The sequence below is a fragment of the Agrobacterium genomosp. 2 str. CFBP 5494 genome (assembly GCF_900013495.1).
In the GTDB taxonomy this organism is placed as follows: Bacteria; Pseudomonadota; Alphaproteobacteria; order Rhizobiales; family Rhizobiaceae; genus Agrobacterium; species Agrobacterium pusense.
Genome location: NZ_LT009719.1, coordinates 98,788 through 117,135 on the forward strand (window position 1 = coordinate 98,788; position 18,348 = coordinate 117,135).

The 18,348-nt window shown below is 60.3% G+C and carries 23 protein-coding genes; 7 read left to right on the plus strand and 16 right to left on the minus strand.

Features of this window, described 5'->3' with window-relative positions:
• Nucleotides 1-113: 113 nt before the first annotated feature.
• Nucleotides 114-1,628, plus strand: a complete 1,515-nt coding sequence (gene glgA, locus AGR2A_RS15365) for a glycogen synthase GlgA (RefSeq protein ID WP_080823114.1) — start codon at nucleotides 114-116, stop codon at nucleotides 1,626-1,628.
• Nucleotides 1,629-1,652: 24 nt separating this feature from the next.
• Here glgA and AGR2A_RS15370 read toward each other — a convergent pair whose 3' ends face one another.
• On the minus strand, nucleotides 1,653-1,865 hold the full coding sequence (locus AGR2A_RS15370; RefSeq protein WP_044458872.1) for a hypothetical protein: 213 nt from the start codon (nucleotides 1,863-1,865) through the stop codon (nucleotides 1,653-1,655).
• A gap of 197 nt (nucleotides 1,866-2,062) precedes the next feature.
• On the opposite strand from AGR2A_RS15370, the gene treZ reads away from it, so the two are divergent.
• Nucleotides 2,063-3,853 carry a malto-oligosyltrehalose trehalohydrolase gene (gene treZ / locus AGR2A_RS15375; RefSeq protein WP_072493718.1) on the plus strand — a complete coding sequence of 597 codons (1,791 nt, stop codon included), beginning with the start codon at nucleotides 2,063-2,065 and terminating at the stop codon, nucleotides 3,851-3,853.
• 2 nt (nucleotides 3,854-3,855) lie between these two features.
• On the opposite strand, the gene AGR2A_RS15380 is transcribed toward treZ, so the two are convergent.
• From AGR2A_RS15380 to AGR2A_RS29615, 4 genes are all read right to left on the minus strand, one after another.
• A complete protein-coding gene (locus AGR2A_RS15380; protein ID WP_004444493.1) occupies nucleotides 3,856-4,380 on the minus strand; it encodes a sigma-70 family RNA polymerase sigma factor in 525 nt (174 codons plus the stop codon).
• 96 nt (nucleotides 4,381-4,476) lie between these two features.
• A complete protein-coding gene (locus AGR2A_RS15385; RefSeq protein ID WP_072493719.1) occupies nucleotides 4,477-5,169 on the minus strand; it encodes a class I SAM-dependent methyltransferase in 693 nt (230 codons plus the stop codon).
• An 11-nt stretch (nucleotides 5,170-5,180) separates the two neighbouring features.
• Nucleotides 5,181-5,438, minus strand: coding sequence for a hypothetical protein (locus tag AGR2A_RS15390; RefSeq protein WP_048902941.1), 258 nt, complete (start codon nucleotides 5,436-5,438; stop codon nucleotides 5,181-5,183).
• Nucleotides 5,407-5,598, minus strand: coding sequence for a hypothetical protein (locus tag AGR2A_RS29615; protein WP_022563909.1), 192 nt, complete (start codon nucleotides 5,596-5,598; stop codon nucleotides 5,407-5,409). Before AGR2A_RS29615 ends, AGR2A_RS15390 begins: the two co-directional genes overlap by 32 nt.
• Before the next feature lie 151 nt (nucleotides 5,599-5,749).
• Here AGR2A_RS29615 and AGR2A_RS15400 point away from each other — a divergent pair, with 151 nt between their 5' ends.
• Nucleotides 5,750-5,980, plus strand: a complete 231-nt coding sequence (locus AGR2A_RS15400; RefSeq protein ID WP_004444504.1) for a hypothetical protein — start codon at nucleotides 5,750-5,752, stop codon at nucleotides 5,978-5,980.
• A gap of 40 nt (nucleotides 5,981-6,020) precedes the next feature.
• On the opposite strand, the gene AGR2A_RS15405 is transcribed toward AGR2A_RS15400, so the two are convergent.
• Complete coding sequence (locus AGR2A_RS15405) at nucleotides 6,021-6,218, minus strand: hypothetical protein (RefSeq protein ID WP_234797368.1); 198 nt, start codon at nucleotides 6,216-6,218, stop codon at nucleotides 6,021-6,023.
• 195 nt (nucleotides 6,219-6,413) lie between these two features.
• On the opposite strand from AGR2A_RS15405, the gene AGR2A_RS15410 reads away from it, so the two are divergent.
• Nucleotides 6,414-7,355 (plus strand): c-type cytochrome, encoded by a 942-nt coding sequence (locus tag AGR2A_RS15410; protein WP_234797369.1) that lies wholly within the window; start codon nucleotides 6,414-6,416, stop codon nucleotides 7,353-7,355.
• Between the two features lie 4 nt (nucleotides 7,356-7,359).
• On the opposite strand, the gene AGR2A_RS15415 is transcribed toward AGR2A_RS15410, so the two are convergent.
• From AGR2A_RS15415 to AGR2A_RS15450, 9 genes are read right to left on the minus strand one after another with little or no spacing between them, the layout of a single operon-like run.
• Nucleotides 7,360-7,767, minus strand: a complete 408-nt coding sequence (locus tag AGR2A_RS15415) for a c-type cytochrome (protein WP_072493721.1) — start codon at nucleotides 7,765-7,767, stop codon at nucleotides 7,360-7,362.
• Nucleotides 7,748-8,173 (minus strand): cytochrome c oxidase assembly protein, encoded by a 426-nt coding sequence (locus tag AGR2A_RS30355; protein WP_337442101.1) that lies wholly within the window; start codon nucleotides 8,171-8,173, stop codon nucleotides 7,748-7,750. Before AGR2A_RS30355 ends, AGR2A_RS15415 begins: the two co-directional genes overlap by 20 nt.
• Nucleotides 8,104-8,634, minus strand: a complete 531-nt coding sequence (locus AGR2A_RS30360) for a cytochrome c oxidase assembly protein (RefSeq protein WP_337442100.1) — start codon at nucleotides 8,632-8,634, stop codon at nucleotides 8,104-8,106. The genes AGR2A_RS30355 and AGR2A_RS30360 overlap by 70 nt, the downstream gene beginning before the upstream one ends.
• Nucleotides 8,622-8,933, minus strand: coding sequence for a hypothetical protein (locus tag AGR2A_RS15425; protein WP_072493722.1), 312 nt, complete (start codon nucleotides 8,931-8,933; stop codon nucleotides 8,622-8,624). Before AGR2A_RS15425 ends, AGR2A_RS30360 begins: the two co-directional genes overlap by 13 nt.
• A complete protein-coding gene (locus AGR2A_RS15430; protein ID WP_072493723.1) occupies nucleotides 8,914-9,531 on the minus strand; it encodes a cytochrome c oxidase subunit 3 in 618 nt (205 codons plus the stop codon). Before AGR2A_RS15430 ends, AGR2A_RS15425 begins: the two co-directional genes overlap by 20 nt.
• Nucleotides 9,528-11,438 carry a cytochrome c oxidase subunit I gene (gene ctaD / locus AGR2A_RS15435; protein ID WP_072493724.1) on the minus strand — a complete coding sequence of 637 codons (1,911 nt, stop codon included), beginning with the start codon at nucleotides 11,436-11,438 and terminating at the stop codon, nucleotides 9,528-9,530. The genes AGR2A_RS15430 and ctaD overlap by 4 nt, the downstream gene beginning before the upstream one ends.
• Nucleotides 11,438-12,427: a cytochrome c oxidase subunit II gene (gene coxB / locus AGR2A_RS15440; RefSeq protein WP_072493725.1), complete on the minus strand. Its 990-nt coding sequence runs from the start codon at nucleotides 12,425-12,427 to the stop codon at nucleotides 11,438-11,440. The genes ctaD and coxB overlap by 1 nt, the downstream gene beginning before the upstream one ends.
• Nucleotides 12,424-13,026, minus strand: coding sequence for a c-type cytochrome (locus tag AGR2A_RS15445; protein ID WP_072493726.1), 603 nt, complete (start codon nucleotides 13,024-13,026; stop codon nucleotides 12,424-12,426). Before AGR2A_RS15445 ends, coxB begins: the two co-directional genes overlap by 4 nt.
• An 18-nt stretch (nucleotides 13,027-13,044) precedes the next feature.
• Nucleotides 13,045-15,447: an FdhF/YdeP family oxidoreductase gene (locus tag AGR2A_RS15450; protein WP_072493727.1), complete on the minus strand. Its 2,403-nt coding sequence runs from the start codon at nucleotides 15,445-15,447 to the stop codon at nucleotides 13,045-13,047.
• A 204-nt stretch (nucleotides 15,448-15,651) separates the two neighbouring features.
• Between AGR2A_RS15450 and AGR2A_RS15455 the strand changes: the two genes are divergently transcribed.
• On the plus strand, nucleotides 15,652-16,821 hold the full coding sequence (locus AGR2A_RS15455) for a zinc-dependent alcohol dehydrogenase (RefSeq protein WP_072493764.1): 1,170 nt from the start codon (nucleotides 15,652-15,654) through the stop codon (nucleotides 16,819-16,821).
• Nucleotides 16,822-16,830: 9 nt separating this feature from the next.
• The gene (locus tag AGR2A_RS15460) at nucleotides 16,831-17,625 is read left to right on the plus strand and encodes an SDR family NAD(P)-dependent oxidoreductase (protein WP_034497836.1); all 795 of its coding nucleotides are present in this window, start codon (nucleotides 16,831-16,833) and stop codon (nucleotides 17,623-17,625) included.
• A gap of 54 nt (nucleotides 17,626-17,679) precedes the next feature.
• Here AGR2A_RS15460 and AGR2A_RS15465 read toward each other — a convergent pair whose 3' ends face one another.
• Nucleotides 17,680-17,925, minus strand: coding sequence for a hypothetical protein (locus tag AGR2A_RS15465; RefSeq protein WP_072493728.1), 246 nt, complete (start codon nucleotides 17,923-17,925; stop codon nucleotides 17,680-17,682).
• A gap of 250 nt (nucleotides 17,926-18,175) precedes the next feature.
• Between AGR2A_RS15465 and AGR2A_RS15470 the strand changes: the two genes are divergently transcribed.
• Nucleotides 18,176-18,334: a hypothetical protein gene (locus AGR2A_RS15470; protein ID WP_435653674.1), complete on the plus strand. Its 159-nt coding sequence runs from the start codon at nucleotides 18,176-18,178 to the stop codon at nucleotides 18,332-18,334.
• Nucleotides 18,335-18,348 lie beyond the last annotated feature (14 nt).

The following is an 18,348-nucleotide window of genomic DNA, read 5'->3' on the forward strand; positions in this document are numbered from 1 at the left end:
CCGCCGCCTGCCCCCGTGACACGGCACACCCACTAGAGCGGCGAGAGGCTTTGCAAACAATAGAAGCCCCGCGTCTCCTCACGATGACAGATCGACGAAATGCGGAGGCATTCATGCAGATTCTTGCCGTCACGGCCGAGATGTTCCCTTTCATCAAAACCGGCGGGCTGGCCGATACGACGGGAGCATTGCCGGACGCGCTTGCCAAACTGGGTGCGGAGGTGCGCACGCTGCTGCCGCTCTATCGCAAACTGCGTCCCTTCATCCGCGGGCACCAGCCCTGCTTCTCCGGGAGCGTGCTGGGACAGGATGTTACGGTATATTCGCTCGTTGCCGACCAGAAGAATTTGCTGCTGCTCGATGCGCCCGACCTCTTTGACCGGGATGGGCATCCTTACGGCGAAAAGGACCACCCGTTTCCGGACAACGACCTCCGGTTCGCCGTCCTGTCCAAGACCGCGGCGGACATTGCCCTTGGATCAATGCCGGGTTGGAGGCCGGATATCGTCCACGTTCACGACTGGCACGCCGCCTTGACCTGTGTCTATCTCGCCAACGCGGCGCCGGGCGAGGTGCCGACCGTCCTGACCATTCACAACCTCTCATTTCAGGGTCAATATCCTTTTTCGCGCGCGAAGGTTCTGGGGCTTCCGGACGAGCTCTGCACGGTGGAATGCCTCGAATATTACGGCGACATCTCTTTTCTGAAGGGCGGCCTGACGACCGCATCGGCCGTCACCACGGTCAGTCCAACCTATGCGCGCGAAATCCTGACACCGGAAGCCGGTATGGGCATGCATGGCGTGTTCGGCACGCGAAGCGAAAGTGTGCGCGGCATCGTCAACGGCGTCGATCAGGATGTCTGGAATCCTGCGACCGATCCCTTCATTCTCGCGAATTTCATGTCGGCGACCGTGGCAAGGCGGAGCCTGAACAAATATGCGCTGCTTCAGGCTCTGGGCCTTGCCCACACACAGGGCCCGGTATTTGGTGTGGTAAGCCGCCTCACCTGGCAAAAGGGCGTTGATCTTTTGCTCGATGTTGTTCCCCTCATCATCGCGCGGAAAGGCAGGCTGATCGTTCACGGAGAAGGAGACGGGCAACTGGAAGATGGCCTGCGTGACCTGTCGAAAAGATATCCGGAAATGGTCTGTGCCCTTATCGGGTATGACGAACGTCTGGCCCACATGATCCATGCGGGGTCGGATTTCATCATCCAGCCTTCGCGCTTCGAACCATGCGGCCTGACCCAGCTTTACGCATTGCGATATGGCGCCTTACCCATCGTCAGCCGCACCGGAGGTTTGGCCGAGACGATCATCGACGCCAACGACGCCGCCATAGATGCGGGGGTTGCTACCGGCTTTCAGTTCGAACCGGCAAATATCGACGACCTGCGGGCGGCGCTGGAGCGCGCCATCGCTGCGTTCAACAACAGGGAACTCCTCAAGCGCCTCCAAGCCCAGGCCATGCGTGCCAACTTTTCTTGGGAAAAGAGTGCGGCGCAGTATCTGGCGCTTTTTGAAGGGCTCGTCAGCAAAGAGCCGCAGGAGTCGCTTTCGTTTCCCGACATATTGCCGGACGCATTTGCGAGAATGCGTATCGAGCGGCGGCAGGCCAGACAATAAGGCAAACGCCGACTTTACCGCGCATCAGAGGAGCCGGTCCTGTTTCCAGCGGACATAGGGAGCGAGCGACTGGCCAGGAAACCGGTTTTCGATCTCCGTGGCTGTCAAATCCACCAGTGCTTCCACTTCCTCAAGCCCCTCCTTCTCGCTCTTTGCTTCGAGTTCGCGCATCTTGTGGAATAATTCGTCGTCCGTTGCCACGCGGAGAAAGTCGGCAAGGTCGGTTTCCTGTGTCATGTCACCGTCTCTTTCTGTCTTCAGGTCAGCGATCGGGCGGCAAGCTGATGCCCGCCGAGCCGTCGTTTTGGCTGTTCAACGGCGAACGACGGCCAAACCCGTTTGTTCCTTTCATCAGCATATTCCCGGTGCGGAGGCAGGAACCGACCGACGGCGATCCGGTTAGGACCAAACGAGGCTGACTGGAGGTTCCGTGAATGTTCAACGCAATGAAATACCGCAAATGGGGCGTGCAATTCGATGCTGCAGGAGATGCGCGCTTTCGCATCTGGGCGCCCGGTTCTGATGCGCCGAGGCTCGTTATAAACGGCGCGGAATACGAAATGCGGTCTGAGGGGAACGGCTGGTACGAAGCCGTTGCAGCGGATGTGAGTGGCGGCGCCACCTATCACTTTGTTCTGCCGGACGGGCGTGAAATCCCCGATCCGGCCTCACATTGGCAGGAAGGCGGCCTGGACGGCCCGTCAACCATCATCGATCACGACTTTGCGTGGCGGCATGAGAACTGGACCGGCAGGCCGTGGCACGAGGCTGTGATCTACGAGATTCACATCGGCACATTCACGGAAGAAGGGACTTTCCGGGCAGCCGAAAAGAAGCTGGAACGACTGGCTGAACTCGGCATCACCGTCATTGAGGTGATGCCGCTCGCGAGTTTTCAGGGAGATCGCGGCTGGGGCTACGACGGCGTTCTGCAATTTGCGCCGCAGCGGGATTATGGATCGCCGGACGACCTCAAAGCCTTTATAGACGCGGCCCATGGCCTGGGGATGATGGTTTTGCTGGATGTGGTTTACAATCATTTCGGGCCGGAGGGGAACTTCCTTCAAACTTATGCGCCCGACTTTTTTCAGAAAAACGAAACACCCTGGGGCCCTGCTCCCGATTTCGACAGCGTGGATGTGCGATCATATTTCCTGCAAAACGCTCTTTACTGGCTTCAGACCTACCGTTTTGACGGGTTGCGGATCGATGCCGCCGACCATCTGGCCGGCGGCGGCGGCGAGGTGGATTTCCTGACAGAGCTTGCCCAGACGATCAGGCACAAGGTGACGGGCAGGCATGTGTATCTTGTCATAGAGGATGCAAGAAACACGGCAAAGCCGATGACGCCCGAAGAAGATGCTCCACCGCTGGTAGACGCCCAGTGGAACGACGACTTTCATCACGTCGTTCACGTCATGACGACTGGCGAAGATGGCGGTCTTTATCAGGATTTCGTTTCGAACCCGGAGAGCCTGCTTCGTCGGTCGCTTGCGACCGGCTTCGTTTACCAGGGCGATCCGCGCCCTTCCCGGGACTTTGCGGGGAGCGGCGAACGCAGCGACCATCTATCCCCGCAAACCTTCGTGAATTTCCTTCACAATCACGATCAGGCCGGAAACCGGCTTTGCGGCGAAAGACTGCGTGCCCTGCTCGAACCAGCTCTTTTCGATATACTAGAGTGCATTCTCCTGCTCTCCCCCCAAACGCCGCTGATGTTCATGGGCGACGACCACGCATCGACGCAGCCCTTCTACTTCTTTTCCGACCACCCGCAACACGATCGGGAAGCCGCGATAAAAGGGCGGTTGCGGCAGGCTGAAATGTTTCAGGGAGCTCTTCCCGAAAACGCGCGCGATCTTGTCCAGGACCCCAATGATGTGCGCACGCGGCTCCTTTCTACCTTGAACTGGCGTCAGGCCGATGAGGAAGATGGGAGACGGGCAAGCGAGATCCTTGCGGGATTGCTTGCAAAGCGCCGGCAGTATGTCTGGCCCCTGCTCGCTTCGGAATTCGGAGGCGGGACGGCACTCGGTTCGCCTGCGCGAACGCTTGCCATAGACTGGACGTTTGCGGCCGGCCGGTTGCAGCTCAGGGCCAATTTATCCGATGCTCCGGCGGATCTGCCACCGGTGGAAGGGGAAATCTTCCACCGGCTTGGCGACATCGACGGGCGAACGGGGAAATCCTGCAGCTACAGTGTGCTGTTCGCGGTAGCCCGCTGATGTCAGGCGAGATTGCGCCGCAGGGATTCGCGGGCGCGGTTGACGCGGCTCTTGATGGTGCCCACCCTGCAGCCGCAGATGGAGGCTGCATCGGCGTAACTCGTTCCTCCGGCAACGAGCAGCAGCGCCTTCTTCTGATCCGCATCCAGATCGCGGATTGCGCGCATGACTTCATCGTGCTCCATCCGCCATTCCTGACTGGCGGGGACCGACATCGTTTGCTCTATTCCCGCCGGCAGCCCGACGCATTCGCGCCTTGCAACCTTGTATCGGGTACAGAAGGTGTTCCGCAAAATGGTGAACAGCCACGATTTCAGGGCTGTTCCGGGGGTGAAGCGGTGCAGGGAACGAAGCCCCCGCATCATGGTTTCCTGAACGAGATCGTTGACATCCTCGTCATTTCTGACGAAACGACGCGCAAACGCCGTCAGCGCTGGCGCGAGATCGGCAATTCCGATACGCAAGGTCTCAAGTTGCGCTTCGCTTAGTGCGGGGCCGGACTCTTCATTTATAGCGTGTTTGGCCATGGTCCTTCCTTTCACATAGAAGGGAAATGGCCCATCTACCGCTTGGTTGCCGTACGCCAACGTACAATGCGTATTTTTTCGGCGGTGCCAGAGGTCCTAGTGCCCCGAAGGGGAGGCCTTCTCAGACGTCTCCGGCGATGAGCGGGAAAGACGCAGCAGACGAAAATACCCGGTTGGGGGGATCGTCCTGTTTTCCGCCAGATGGAATGACGGGTTGCGGCGCAGCCAGTCCTCAATCCCGTCCAGACGAAATGCCGAACTGAGCCCGATGTTTTGGGCCACCGGCGAGACCATCTGTTCTATGCGGCGAACTGCGCCGCTGCTGTCGGTGATCTTGCTGACGATGACGATCTCGCCACGCGGCTTCAGCACTCGGGCGCATTCGGAAAGCAGCCGGCCGGTATCGGGAATAAGCGTGATGACGAAGGGCAGCGAAATCACGTCGAAGGACGCATCCGGAAACGTGGTTTCGCAGGCATCCATCACATGCAGTGCTTTCACATGCGGCAGTGAACCGCGTGCCACCTTTGTTTTGGCCTTCCGAAGCATGTCCGCTGAAATGTCGATCCCGGTCACGTTGCTGGCCGGAGGATAAAGCGGAAGGACCAGCCCCGTGCCGACGCCGATTTCGAGAATGTCGCGACCGGCACCACCCACACATCTGGCCAACTCCATCTGCGCCCGCTTGAGAAAGAAGCCGTAGACACGGTCATAAACCGGGGCCCAGAACCGATATGCCTTTTGCTGCTGTGCCCGGTTCGGGATGCTCGATACCGTTTCGTCGCTCACTCGCCTCTCCCTCAGCGTGAAATGAACTTGTTGAAGCGGCTCTCGCCGCCCGACGTTCTGTCCTGATAAAGGAATGCCAGCTTCCTGTCCTCGAAGATTTCAAAAAACTCGTCCCATGATATGGCCTTCAGCGCATCCTCCGGCTCACCGAAATCGATCCTGAGGATCCCTCCATCGCCCGAGACGTCCACTTTGGCAGGGTGGCCATCGCGCTGCTCCGCCCATTTCCGTATCGTGTCATGATCGGTGGTTGTTGCCGATTCCGTCATCGTTGTTCTCCTTGTCTTCGTCGCGTCCATACCGGGAGCGCCTTTCGCGTTCGGCGTTTTCTGTCGCCTTTTCACGGTCTTTGCGGCTTTCATCGCTTTCAGTCGAGCGTGCGTCATCGGTGCCGGGTTCGGGCCTGACATCGTCCTGTGATCGGGTCATCGCGGAAGCCCCTTTTTTTTAAAACATCCTGCAGCGCAGACCCTGCGGTCCGCTCTCTCCTCCTAACCCCGGGAGCAAAAAGCGGTTCCGTACTAATGGTTCGAGGGAACAGCATTGGCGTAAAAAGGTTAGGGACAGACAGGAGGATGCCATGACGAAAAAAGACAAGCTCGAGCAGATTCACAAGGACAGCGCGCCCCAGTTTGCCCCCGGCAAAAAGACCTCGACCAATAACGGCGTTGCGAGCGCGAAGCCGAGGGTCATCACCGGCTCGGACGACGCAACCGCCAACAAGCTGCCACCAGGTACAAAAAAGCCGGAAAAAGACTGGGACATCAATTACGACGAGCGGGAAAGCAACGAGGGCGACTTTCGCGGCTAGAGACGCGGTGCCCTTGCCGCGCCGAGTGTTCGCGAAGCGGCTACCGAGCCAAGACCTCGACAACCAGTTCGATGGATTGCGGCTCGGCGCCCTCCTTCGTCTGCACGCTCAGAACACTTCCGGTGTTCAGCACGCCTTCGAGGAGCGTTCGACCGTCGATGGTGATTTTGACCACCTTGGGAGTTGCGGCCTCTATGTTCAGGCTGTTGCAGGTCTCGTGATCAGTTTCCGGGTCCACGTGCCGACCTCCATTGGGATTGGACATGCCGGCCTAACTACGGTCGGCTCCGGTTGTTCCCGAACGGCGGCCATGACTGGCGACGTGATCGCGCGGGAACCACAAACGGCATGCGAAGTTCGATAGCGGCGGATCAGCCGTGCGGCCGGAACCCGGCGCAATCATAAAAGTATGCTCTGACGATGGACCTTTCCGATGATGGTTCGCGAGACTCCCGGTTTTCATCTGTCGGTTCAGCCAGGCCGGCCGTTGATATGGTGTCTCGCAGCCGCGGCCTGTCTGGGGGGTTGGCTTCTGACCACGCCGAAGCCGGTCTTCGGACCGAACGACATCGGATCATCGCCCGGCGATCCGCAGCAGGGAAAACTGGTATTTCTGGCTGCAAGCTGCGGGTCCTGCCATGCCACGCCGGGACAGCCGGACTCGCTCGTGCTCGGAGGCGGATTGGCGCTTTGCTCCTCCTTCGGCGTTTTCCGTCCGCCGAATATATCCCCCGACATTGCCGATGGGATCGGCTCCTGGACCGTTGAAGATTTCGCAAATGCGCTGGTCGCCGGCATATCGCCTGACGGCCGCCATTATTATCCGGCCTTTCCCTATACGAGCTATACGGGAATGAAGATCGAGGACATAAAAAACCTTTACGCCTATCTGCGGACCCTGCCGCCTGTTTCCGGCAAAGCGCCGCCGCATGATCTGTGGCCACCCTTCAGGTTGCGCCGTGCCGTTGGCGTCTGGAAGCTTTTGTTCTTTGAAGAGGTCGGCAAACCGCAGGCGATCACCGGCGATCCCGCTCTTGATCGCGGCTCCTATCTGACGGAGACGCTTGCCCACTGTGCCGAATGCCATTCCAGCCGTAATATCTTCGCCGCCATTCGCCCGGAAACCCGTTTCGCTGGTGGTCCCGACGCGGAAGGCACGGGCTTTGTGCCAAACATCACGCCGGCACGTCTCAGCAGGTGGACGCAGACCGACATCTCTACCATGCTCGCAACAGGCCAGAAGCCACAGGACGGACATGTCGGGTCCGCAATGGTGGACGTGGTCGCCAATCTTTCGCAGTTGCCACAGGAAGATCGCGACGCGATTGCCCGCTACATCAAGGCCCTGCCGGCAAGGCAAACCCCGCATCCGTGACCCGTCAGTGAGCATAAAGATAGGCCGCGACATGGCGCGCTTCGGCCTCGGTGATACCGGTTTCGGGCATGGCGCTCTGCCGCGAAAAATGCGTCGGCGAGACAATCCAGCGAATCAGGTTGTCCGGTGTGTTGTTGAGGCCGTCACCGATATACACCCGCTGGCGAAGTGAACGTAGTTCGCCCCCCACCTTCCCGTCCGCACCGGCAACGCCGGGGATCGCGTGGCAGCCCGTGCAGCCGTAGCGCCGGAAAATCCCGCGCGCCAGGCGCGCATCACCGCCAGTCATTGCCGTGGCAACGGCGCCGCGCTGTGACACGTTCTTGACGATTGCGACCGCAATGCCCGTGGCAAGCGCCGCCGAAAGCACCGCAACGAGTATAAGGCCGGTTCTAGAGAAGGGACGCGCCATATCGGTCCTCCCTGCCCGACCGGGAAATCCATATCGCCAGCATCGCGAGCGCCGCCCCGGCATAGATGACACCGCCAGGCACCCACATCAGGAGACCGGCAAGCTGCTGGTCCTCGAAGGGCGTCAGGCCCCATGCCGGCGCGTCTCGGGTCTGGGCCACGTAAATCACCTGTGGCGCCAGCGCGATCAGGGCGCCGAGAATGCTGGTATGCATCATCGTGACAAACAGGTGCCAGGCCGCAAGCCCCCGGTCCGCGCGCCAGAAAACTGCCCACCAGAACAGGATCGCGGTCAGAAAGAAAAAGAGATGCTGTATCCGGTGCAGTGGCATGTCGCTCACCGTCGCATCGAACAGCGCAGGCGCATGCCAGCCCCAGATGGCAAGCCCGTGCAGTGATGTTGCCACAGCCCCGCCGGCAAGAACATTCCAGTGGCCCGCACGCGCCTGTCGGTCATCACCGCAGCCAGACGACGACGAACCATGCGCGGCATGCTCCAGAGAAAGATACCGACGGGGCGCGCCAGCACGATCAGCGGCGCGGCAACCCCCAGAACCATCTCGTGCTCTATCATGTGGAACGTAAACAGGTGCTCGCCCATGGAATGGATCGGAGAGACAAGTGCAGCAACCAGAACAAGCCAGCCGCCGGAAAAGGCGAAGGCGGACCTCGCCATCCACCGGCGGGTGCCCGACCGTCTCCACAGCCGAAAAAAACCGATACTGAAAAGGCCGGCTGCGACAAGCAGCGGTCCGATGATCCAGCCATCGAAAGTCCATATCATCGCCGTCGGATGCGCCTCCCCCTCATGGGCCGAGAGCGGCCCGGCGCTGACCAGCAACAGGAAGATCAGTGTCAGCGCGCGCATGGGTTCAGCAGCAATGTCGCTGCCCCCTGAAGAAGGAGTGCGAAGGAAAAAACCAGCGCGACGAGGACGCCCAACGACATCAGGAACATCGCCATCCGCGATGCAGTGGAACTCCGGCCCCTTTCCGAAAGAACGCCGCAGGTAACCGCTATCCCGGCAGAGAGGAAGGCAGCGACAGCTGTAAAGCCCGTCCGGCTGCCGCAGTCGACCGCCTGCAAGATCTGGCCGAGCTGCGTGTTGAACGCCCAGATCAGGGGAGCGCCGAACAGTCCGGCAATATCAAGGGTTTTCAGGGTCATAGCCGTGGTACCAGTAAAGGCAGGCGTAAAGCGGAAGCCAGGTCACGACGACGAAATTCCAGTAGAGCGCGTTGTCCTCTACATCGCCGTAACGGCGGGCGCTGTCGCCATGCCGGGTAGACATCAGGCAGGTAAGGACGATGGTATCGATGAGGTCGGTCAGAATATGGGTCGTGTGCAGTCCGAGGATCGTCCACACGATCGATCCGTAGGCATTGTCATCCCACTTCACCTGGAGGGCTGGGAACTCAAAGGCGCGCACCGCCAGCAGGACAAACCCGATTGCGGACATGACGACTAAACCGAAACGGACGTGAACAAGCCGCCTCTGCCTGGCCCAGCGACTGACGAGGACATTCGGAACGACGCTGACGACAAGCAGCGCTGTCAGCACCGTGCCGGCTGAAAGATCCGGCGGCGGGGCGTCGATCGGCCATCGTGGTGCCAGGCTCATCAGGTAGAAATAGACAGCGACCGCCAGCGCGAAGCCCGTTCCTTCGATCAGCATGAAGGCGCAGGTTCCCCACCATGTGGGGCTGGCGGTGCCGTTGCCGGACATCGGCAGCTTGGAGACATCGAGCGCGACACGTTCTTTCATGCTTCCTCCTCCGCCATTCCTTTCGGCCAGAACCAGCCGATCAGCGCTACAGCAATCGGGATCGATCCCCAGACGACTGCCCAGGGGGAGAACATGGACCAGATGAGCATGATGGACGTTGCGATGGCCGCCCAGAACGGCCACACGGAGTCGGTCGGGGAAGCCTCGCGGGCTTCGGGCAGCGCCTCGACGACGCTGGTGACCAGAATTTCACGGCGATCCACCCGCATCCCCGCGACAACAGGCAGTTCTCCGGTGTTCTCCCACAGTGGATCGCGGCTTCCCACCACGGGTATGGAGCGGAAATTGAAGGGCGGCGGCGGAGAGGCGGTTGCCCATTCCAGCGTGGCGGCGCCCCAGGGATTGTCCCCGGCGGGACGGCCTTTGGCAAAGCTTCGGACGATATCGATGAAAAAGACGAGAAAACCTGTCGCGAGCACGACGGCGCTGAGGCTCACGAAGAGGTTGAGGCCCGCCCATGGCATCTCCGGCTGGTAGGTATAGATGCGTCGCGGCATTCCCTGCAGACCGAGAATATGCATTGGAAAAAATGTCAGGTGGAAGCCGACGAAGATCAGCCAGAAGCTGATGCGGCCGAGCGTTTCGCTCATCATCCGCCCTGTCATTTTGGGAAACCAGTAATAGACGGCTCCGATCAGCGGAAAAACGGCGCCCCCGATCAGGACGTAGTGAAAATGCGCAACCACGAAATAGGTGTCGTGAACCTGTGTGTCGAAGGGCACGGACGCCACCATGACGCCCGTCAGACCGCCGATGACAAAGGTGACGATGAAGCCGATGATGAAAAGAAGCGGGGTCTTGAAAACCGGCCGCCCGGCCCACAATGTTGCCAGCCAGCAGAATATCTGCACGCCGGCCGGCACGGAAATCGCCATGCTGGAGGCAGTGAAGAAACTTTCTCCGAGTTTCGGCAGGCCAGCCACAAACATGTGATGCACCCAGAGACCGAAAGACAGGACACCGGTTGCGACAAGCGCCATGACCATGGGCATGTAACCGAATATCGGCCGGCCGACAAAGGCGGGCAGGATGGTGGAGACCATGCCCACAGCCGGCAGGAAGATGATGTAGACCTCCGGATGTCCGAAAAACCAGAAGACATGCTGCCACAGGAGCACGTCCCCTCCTTCGGCCGGATTGTAGAAATGGGTGCCGACGAGACGATCCATGATCATCGTGGAACTGGCGAACATGATCGCGGGCATGGCAATGATGACGAGAAAGGCCATGACCACCATTGCCCAGACGAGAAGCGGAATCCGATCAAGCGACATGCCGGGGGCGCGCTGCTTGAAAACCGTCACCACGATTTCCACCGCAATGGAGAGTGCGGAAGGCTCCGTAAAGGTTATCATCTGAGCCCATATGTCGGCGCGTTTGCCGGCGCCATATTCCGGGCCCGCGAGCGGCACATAGGCGAACCAGCCGACATCAGGCGCGCTGTCCAGCACGAACGAGACCCAGAGAAGCAGCCCGCCCACAAGGAATACCCAGTAGGAATAGGCGTTCAGCCGGGGAAAGGCGATGTTGCGCGTCCCGACCATCAATGGCACGAAATAAACTGCCATCGCCTCCATGACCGGCACGGCGAAGAGGAACATCATGTTCGCGCCATGCACGGTGAATATCTGATTGTACCGGTCCGGGTCGATAAAACGCGCTTCGGGCGTTGCCAGCTGCAGGCGCATGACGAGAGCAAGCAGGCCGCCGAGTATCAGGAACACGAAGGCCGTGACAATATATCGCCGGGCTACAACCTTGTGGTCGACAGTACCAATCGCGCCCCAGAAACCGCGGCTCGACCCCCATGTTGTTTCGAGCGCGCTCTCCATGCCGGGAACCGGCAGATCGGTATCCATGAGGATGGAGGCCTGTTTTCCCGCCATCAGTCGAGCCCCTCCATATAGGCGGAAACCTGCCGCAACTCTTCCCCGGTGAGCGGCACCAGCGGCATGTTGTTGCCCGGTTTCAACGTCTGTGGATCGGCGATCCATGCCGCAAGCGAGCCGCGTGTGGTCTCCAGCAGGCCTCCGCCGATCGTGCGGCGGCTGCCGACATGGGTAAGATCAGGCCCCGTGGTGCCGGCGGCCGGCGTTCCCCTGACGGTGTGGCAGGCGGCGCATTGCTTGCGCAGGAACACGGCCTTCCCGGCCAGAGCATCTGCGTCTTGCGGCATGGCGGCCACCGCCTTCTGCTTATTGGCCCACCGGCGATAGGACGCCTCGTCATCGGCCATGACCATGAAAGCCATGTGGCTGTGTTGAAGGCCGCAGAACTCCGCGCATTGGCCCCGGTAAACACCCGGCCTGTCAGCGCGAAACACAAGCGTATTCTCTCGTCCCGGAACGAGGTCCATCTTGCCGGCAAGGCTGGGCACCCAGAAGGAATGAATCACATCCGGGCTTTCGAGCAATACCCGGACATTCCGCCCGACCAGGATGTGCATTTCGTTGGCGGTCTGAAAACCGCCATCCGGTGTCGCATCTTCGTATATGAACTGCCACCACCATTGCTGGGCGCGAACACGCATCGTCAAGTCTGCCTCGCCGGTGAAGTTTATGGCCCGCGTTGCAAGAAAGCTCGCAAGCGTCAGGCCGGCGACAATGAAAACCGTCATCATCACCGCGCCCGTGACGAAAAGCTGTAATCGCTTGCCGCTTGCCGTCTCGTCCTGCGCCACCCGCCGGCTTCTGACGAGAGACAGGATCAGGATCGCGATCACTGCCAGCCACACGACGAGGCTCACCGCCACGATGAAGAGGATCAGATTCTTCAACATCGACGCTGACGGCCCTGCAGCGTTCAGCACCGACTGAACGTCGCCGCACCCCGAAAGGAAAGTAAGGACAGCAAGGAGAGCGGCGACGATCTTCAAGGCACCGGCTCCTCCGGTCTTTTCCACGCTGACCCTTCGTTGAAGAGGATGGCAGCAGGCGCCCGGTTCTCAGCCGGACGGGTCTGACGGTCGTCATTACGGGCCGGGGCCGCCACCGATGGCGAATAGGCCCCGATGGTTCTCACATATCCCGCAAGCTGCCAGATCTCTTCAGTCGTCATCCTGGCGCGGAAAGGCGGCATGCCGTGCGGCCGGCCATCCCTGATCGACGCCGCGACAGAGACCATGGATGGTCCATAAATCCATTGACCGTCGAGAAACGATGGACCTTTGCCGCCTTCGCCTTCACCGTGGCAAGCCGGGCATCCGAACCATGAATAGAGGCGTTTTCCCTGGGAAAGATCATAAGCACCGTTTTCGAACGGCCTGCCGAGAGCAAAATAAACTTCCGGCGGCGCGCCGGCCACAGGAACGGGCATGAAGCGCAATCGCTCAGGCGCTGCCGTTACGGGAGGGTCGCTGCGGAATGTTCGCGGTTTACGCCAGTAACCCATGATCGCCGCTGCCCCGATTAAAGAACCGCATAGAGCGGACCATAGAAGTGTCGCTGAACGATTGGCCTTTTCCCTCCTCCGCATCCCGCACCTCGAGCATCCTCAGTTGGAAGGAACCGTGGTTGACGGCGTCAATCGGACGGGCAGCAGCTTGTATGATGGCGTCTTCGCTTTCGGACTATGATGGCTCAGCGGAAACAACGGGTTGGTTTCCGGAAAATAGCCAGCACAACAGCCATGGGGAATATCATAGGCAACGATCCTGAACCCGCGGACCGCCCTTGGCGTCTGCGGCTCGATTGCCGTAACGATATCGACGATATCGCCGTCGGCAAACCCAAGCAGGGCGATGTCATCGACATTCATGAACAGAACCTGCCGCGTTCCTTCCACGCCGCGAAAACGGTCACTATAGCCGTAGACGGTCGTGTTGAACTGGTCGTTGGATCCCAACGTCGACAGGTGCAGGACGTCCGGACCCGACGCCTCAGGCGGGAATTCGGGGAACAGGCGGCCGGGGGTCAGGAAATTCGCCTTGCCGCTTGAGGTTACCCATTTTCGCTCCCTTGCGGGCAATGGGCGCGGGATGCCCCCGGGTTTGAAAAGCCGTTCGTTGAAGTTCCTGAAGGTTTCCGGATAGGTTTGCTCTATGGCGTCGCGAATGCGCGAATAATCGTGAACCCATTGCTGCCAAGGAACGTTGCCGCGCGTCAACGTCGCCACGGCCATGCCCGCAATGATCGCCGGTTCCGAGAGCAACTCCCGGCTGGCCGGCTTTGCCCTGCCACGCGAACCATGGAAATGCGCAACGGAACTTTCCATGGAGACGGCCTGGGGCTCTGTCGCCTGTTCATCGATTTCGATGCGTCCGAGACAGGGAAGCAGAAAGGCGATCTCGCCGTGGATGACGTGGCTGCGATTGAGTTTCGTTGCGATCTGGACCGTCAGCCGCAGCTTGCGCCACGCGGCTTCCATCGCCTCGGTTTCCGGCGCTGCCCGCAAAAAATTGCCGCCGAGGCTGATGAAAGCCTTTGTTTCCCCGGCGAGAATGGATTTGCAGCTGTCGACCGTCGAGTGGCCTTCCCACGCGGGCGGCTGGAACTGGTATAGGTCGGCGAGCTTGTCCAGCGGCACGAGGCCGGGTTTTTCCGTAATGCCGACTGTACGCTGGCCCTGCACATTCGAATGGCCCCTGACGGCACAGATATTTGCACCCGGCTTGCCGATATTGCCGCGCAGCAGCGCGAGGTTGGCAACCATGTGAACGTTCTCCACGCCCATCACATGCTGGGTGAGGCCCATGCCATAGACCATCATCACCGCGTCGGAATCCGCATATATGGCGGCGGCTTCCATCATCTCCTCGCGGGTCAGGCCTGAAACGCGCTCCAGCTCCTCCCATTCATGGCGGCGGGCTGCAGCGGCGAAATCGTCAAAACCCGCCGTGTGCTCGGCAAGAAAATCATGATCGAGCACATGCTTCTTGTCAGCCGCGGCAATGGCAGCGGCAAATGCGACCGCCGCCGCATTGGCCGGATCGCGCGGCTGCCCATCCGAGCCGGAAACCTTGCTTGCGGCACTCGCATGCAGCACGTCGTCTGCCTCGACAAGCGCCTTGCAGATACCGAAAAGGGCAGCGATATCGCCGCCATTCTTCACCTGGTAATACTTCGTCGAGATCGGCGTCGCGGGGGTCGCCAGCATCTGGCCGGGCGACTGCGGGTTGACGAAGCGCTCCAGCCCCGCCTCCCGCAGCATGTTGAATGTCAGTATCTTCACGCCGCGGTCGACCGCATCCTGCAGATCGTGCAGCAGTCGCGGCGAGGATGTTCCGACATTCTGCGCCATATAGAAAATGCAGTCGCAATTCTGGAAATCCGAAAGGATCGCCGTTCCCACGGAAGCGCCGATGCTTTCGGGCAGGCCGACGGACGAGCTTTCATGGCACATGTTGGATGAGTCCGGCAGATTGTTACTGCCATAGATGCGGGCAAAGAGCTGGTACATGTAAGATGCTTCCAGCGAGGCGCGGCCTGAGGTGTAAAACTCCGCCTGCTGCGGCGCGATAGCGCGCAGCTCCCGGCCGATCTCCTCGAATGCGGCCTGCCAGCTGACCGGCAGATATCTGTCCGTGGCCGCGTCCCAACGCATCGGCTGCGTCAGCCTGCCCTGCTCTTCCAGATCGTAGTCGCGCCAGCCCTCCAGTTCGGCAAGGTTGTGTCTGGCGAAAAACGCACTGTCGGCGCGTCGGTTCGTTATTTCCCACGCGGTGGCTTTCGCGCCATTTTCGCAAAATTCCAGGGGATGGGTCTTGGCCGGTTTCGCCCAGGCGCAGCTGACGCACATGTATCCCTGCGGCTTGTTCTGGTGTTTCAGCAATGTCGGACCGGACAGGGGAACATGTTCCCTCAACAGCACCTCTCCCACCGACTTGGCCGATCCCCAGCCGCCGGCCGGACCGGGCTTAAACCCGATATCGGGAGCTGCCTTGCGTCGTGATGTCATGATCGATGAACTCCCGAATTGCTGAGTAACCGAACCTCTGAAAGCGCGGCGGGTTTCCATTCTCTAAAAAAAATTCCGCCCTGCCTTGCCGCCGGGAGCGAGAAGGTCCCGGTGCCGCGGGGAACTTTCGCGCGGACGCCCGGTTAGGCACCCGCTCGACAAAGGGCGCTTCTGACAACCCAGCAGACAATGAAGGTGAGCGACATGAAGGCACTGACCTGGCACGGCAAACACGACATTCGCTGCGAAAGCGTTCCCGATCCGAAAATCGAGCATGGCCGCGATGCGATCATCAGGGTCACGGCCTGCGCGATCTGCGGCTCAGACCTCCACCTCTATAATGGCATCATGCCGGACATGCACAGCGGCGACATCATGGGCCACGAAACCATGGGCGAGGTGGTTGAGGTCGGTAAGGACAATACCGCGCTCAAGGTCGGAGACCGCGTGGTCGTCCCCTTCACCATCGCCTGCGGCGAGTGCTTCTTCTGCAAGCGTGGCTATTATTCCGGCTGCGAACGCAGCAATCCCGATCCGCGCAAGGTGCGGAAGATGTGGGGCAATTCGCCTGCCGGCCTGTTCGGTTACACCCATCTTCTCGGTGGCTTCAGCGGCGGCCAGGCGGAATATATGCGGGTGCCTTACGCGGATGTCGGGCCGATAAAGGTTCCGGACGGTCTGACCGACGAACAGGTCCTCTTCCTGTCCGATATCTTTCCGACCGGCTATATGGCCGCGGACTTCTGCAACATCCAGCCGGGCGATACGATTGCCATCTGGGGCTGCGGTCCGGTGGGTCAGATGGCGATCCGTTCCGCCTTTCTCCTCGGTGCGGAACAGGTCATCGCCATCGACGCCGTGCAGGAGAGGCTCGATCTCGCTGCGAAAGCCGGCGCGATGACGCTCAATTACCTCGACGAGGACATTTACGACCGCATCATGGAACTGACCCATGGTCGCGGCGCGGATGCCTGTATCGATGCGGTAGGAACGGAGCCCGATCCCGCGGCAGGATGGGATTCGAGGATCGACCGCATCAAGGTCGCAACCTTCATGGGGACCGACCGGCCGCATGTACTTCGTCAGGCAATCTATTGCTGCCGCAATTTCGGTACGGTCTCGCTGGTCGGCGTCTATGGCGGTCTTCTTGACAAAATTCCCATGGGTTCCGCCATCAATCGCGGCCTGACGTTCAAGATGGCGCAGACGCCCGTTCAGGCCTACCTACCCAACCTCATGGGCCGCATCGAAAGAGGCGAAATCGACCCGTCCTTCGTCATTACCCATCGCGCCACCCTCGATGAAGGACCCGACCTCTACAACACCTTCAGCCACCGCGACGATGGCTGCATCAAAGTCGTCCTGAAGCCGTAGGAGGTGATCATGAGCAGGGAAGAATCCACCAAGGGCCTTGCAGTCGTCACCGGCGCTTCGTCCGGCATCGGTTATGAGCTCGCCCGGTGCGCCGCGCAGGATGGTTACGACCTCATCATCGTGGCCGATGAAAATGACATCGATGCCGCGGCCACCCGGCTGCGCGCGGCCGGCACGCAGGTAGAGGCGGTGCGGGCCGATCTTTCGACACAGGCGGGCGTGGAGGAGCTTCTCACGCGCATCACCGCCTCGTCGCGGCCAGTCGATCTTCTGTTCGCCAACGCAGGACAGGGCCTGGGCGATGGCTTTCTCGATCAGAGAATGGAGGACATCCAGCGGGTCATCGCCACCAATATCAGCGGCACGATTGCGCTGGTTCATGCCCTTGCAGGCGGAATGCGCCAGCGTGGCAATGGACGTATCCTGTTTACGGGTTCCATCGCCGGTTTCATGCCGGGCACGTTTCAGGCGGTCTATAACGCCACCAAAGCGTTCATCAATTCCTTTTCCTTCGCGCTGCGCGAAGAGCTTGATGGCACGGGTGTCACGGTAACCTGCCTGATGCCGGGCGCGACGGACACGGAGTTCTTCGAGCGTGCGGACATGCTCGACACCCCCGTTGGCAAACAGAAGAAGGACGATCCCGGTTTCGTGGCCAAGACCGGCTATGAGGCGATGATGAATGGTGAGGGCGATGTCGTGTCCGGCTGGAAAAACAAGCTGATGTCGGCGATGGCCAATGTAACGCCGGCGGAAACGCTCGCCAGACAACACCGCAAGATGGCAGAGCCGGATGGGAAATAGCCTCGCAGCACTTCCGGCGCCACGAAGCCACATCCGGCCCGACCGGACTTCACCTCAATCATCCGCGCCGCGCTTGTGGTGCGGGCTTTCCTGATTTTCACCGCGCAGCATCTGGCGATCATCCTTATCCGTTAATTCCGCATTGCCACCGAGAAGTTTCTCCGCCCCTCGGCGGGCATCCCGTTCTTCCTTCGACCGCTTCAGCTCCGCCTCGACGTTAAAACCATCATCGGCATTAGCGGTGTTCTCGCGTTTTTCGATGATGCGGAGCTGTTGTTCATGCGTTTTTGGACCGGCCATCGTTGCGCCTCCTGTTATCTGTTCGTGCGTACGCACCGTCGTTCAAGACAAAGCCCCCTTCCCGTGCGATCACGAACCACGGAGGGCGACAGAAGTTCCGGAACGAAAAGGCATGGGGGAAGTTCGGGAGCGACGGGTGGCGGCCTCGACTGCCGCAGCAGCCCGTCCAACGCCAAGAGGAGGCGATAATGGCACATGCAGACAGGAAACACTTCGGAAAAGGCACGCAGGGGATACCGGCGCAGGCGCAATGACCGAGCTGGACAAGGGAAGCATTGAGGAAAACCGGATCCTTTCCAACCGCGACAAGAAGCAGCATTCGAAAGAGCGGGGCCAGGACGGTGCTGCCATCAAGACCGATCAGGAACAGGACCACGCCGCCAACAGGCGTCCCTGGGATAAACGCTGACGGGTGCGGTCAGA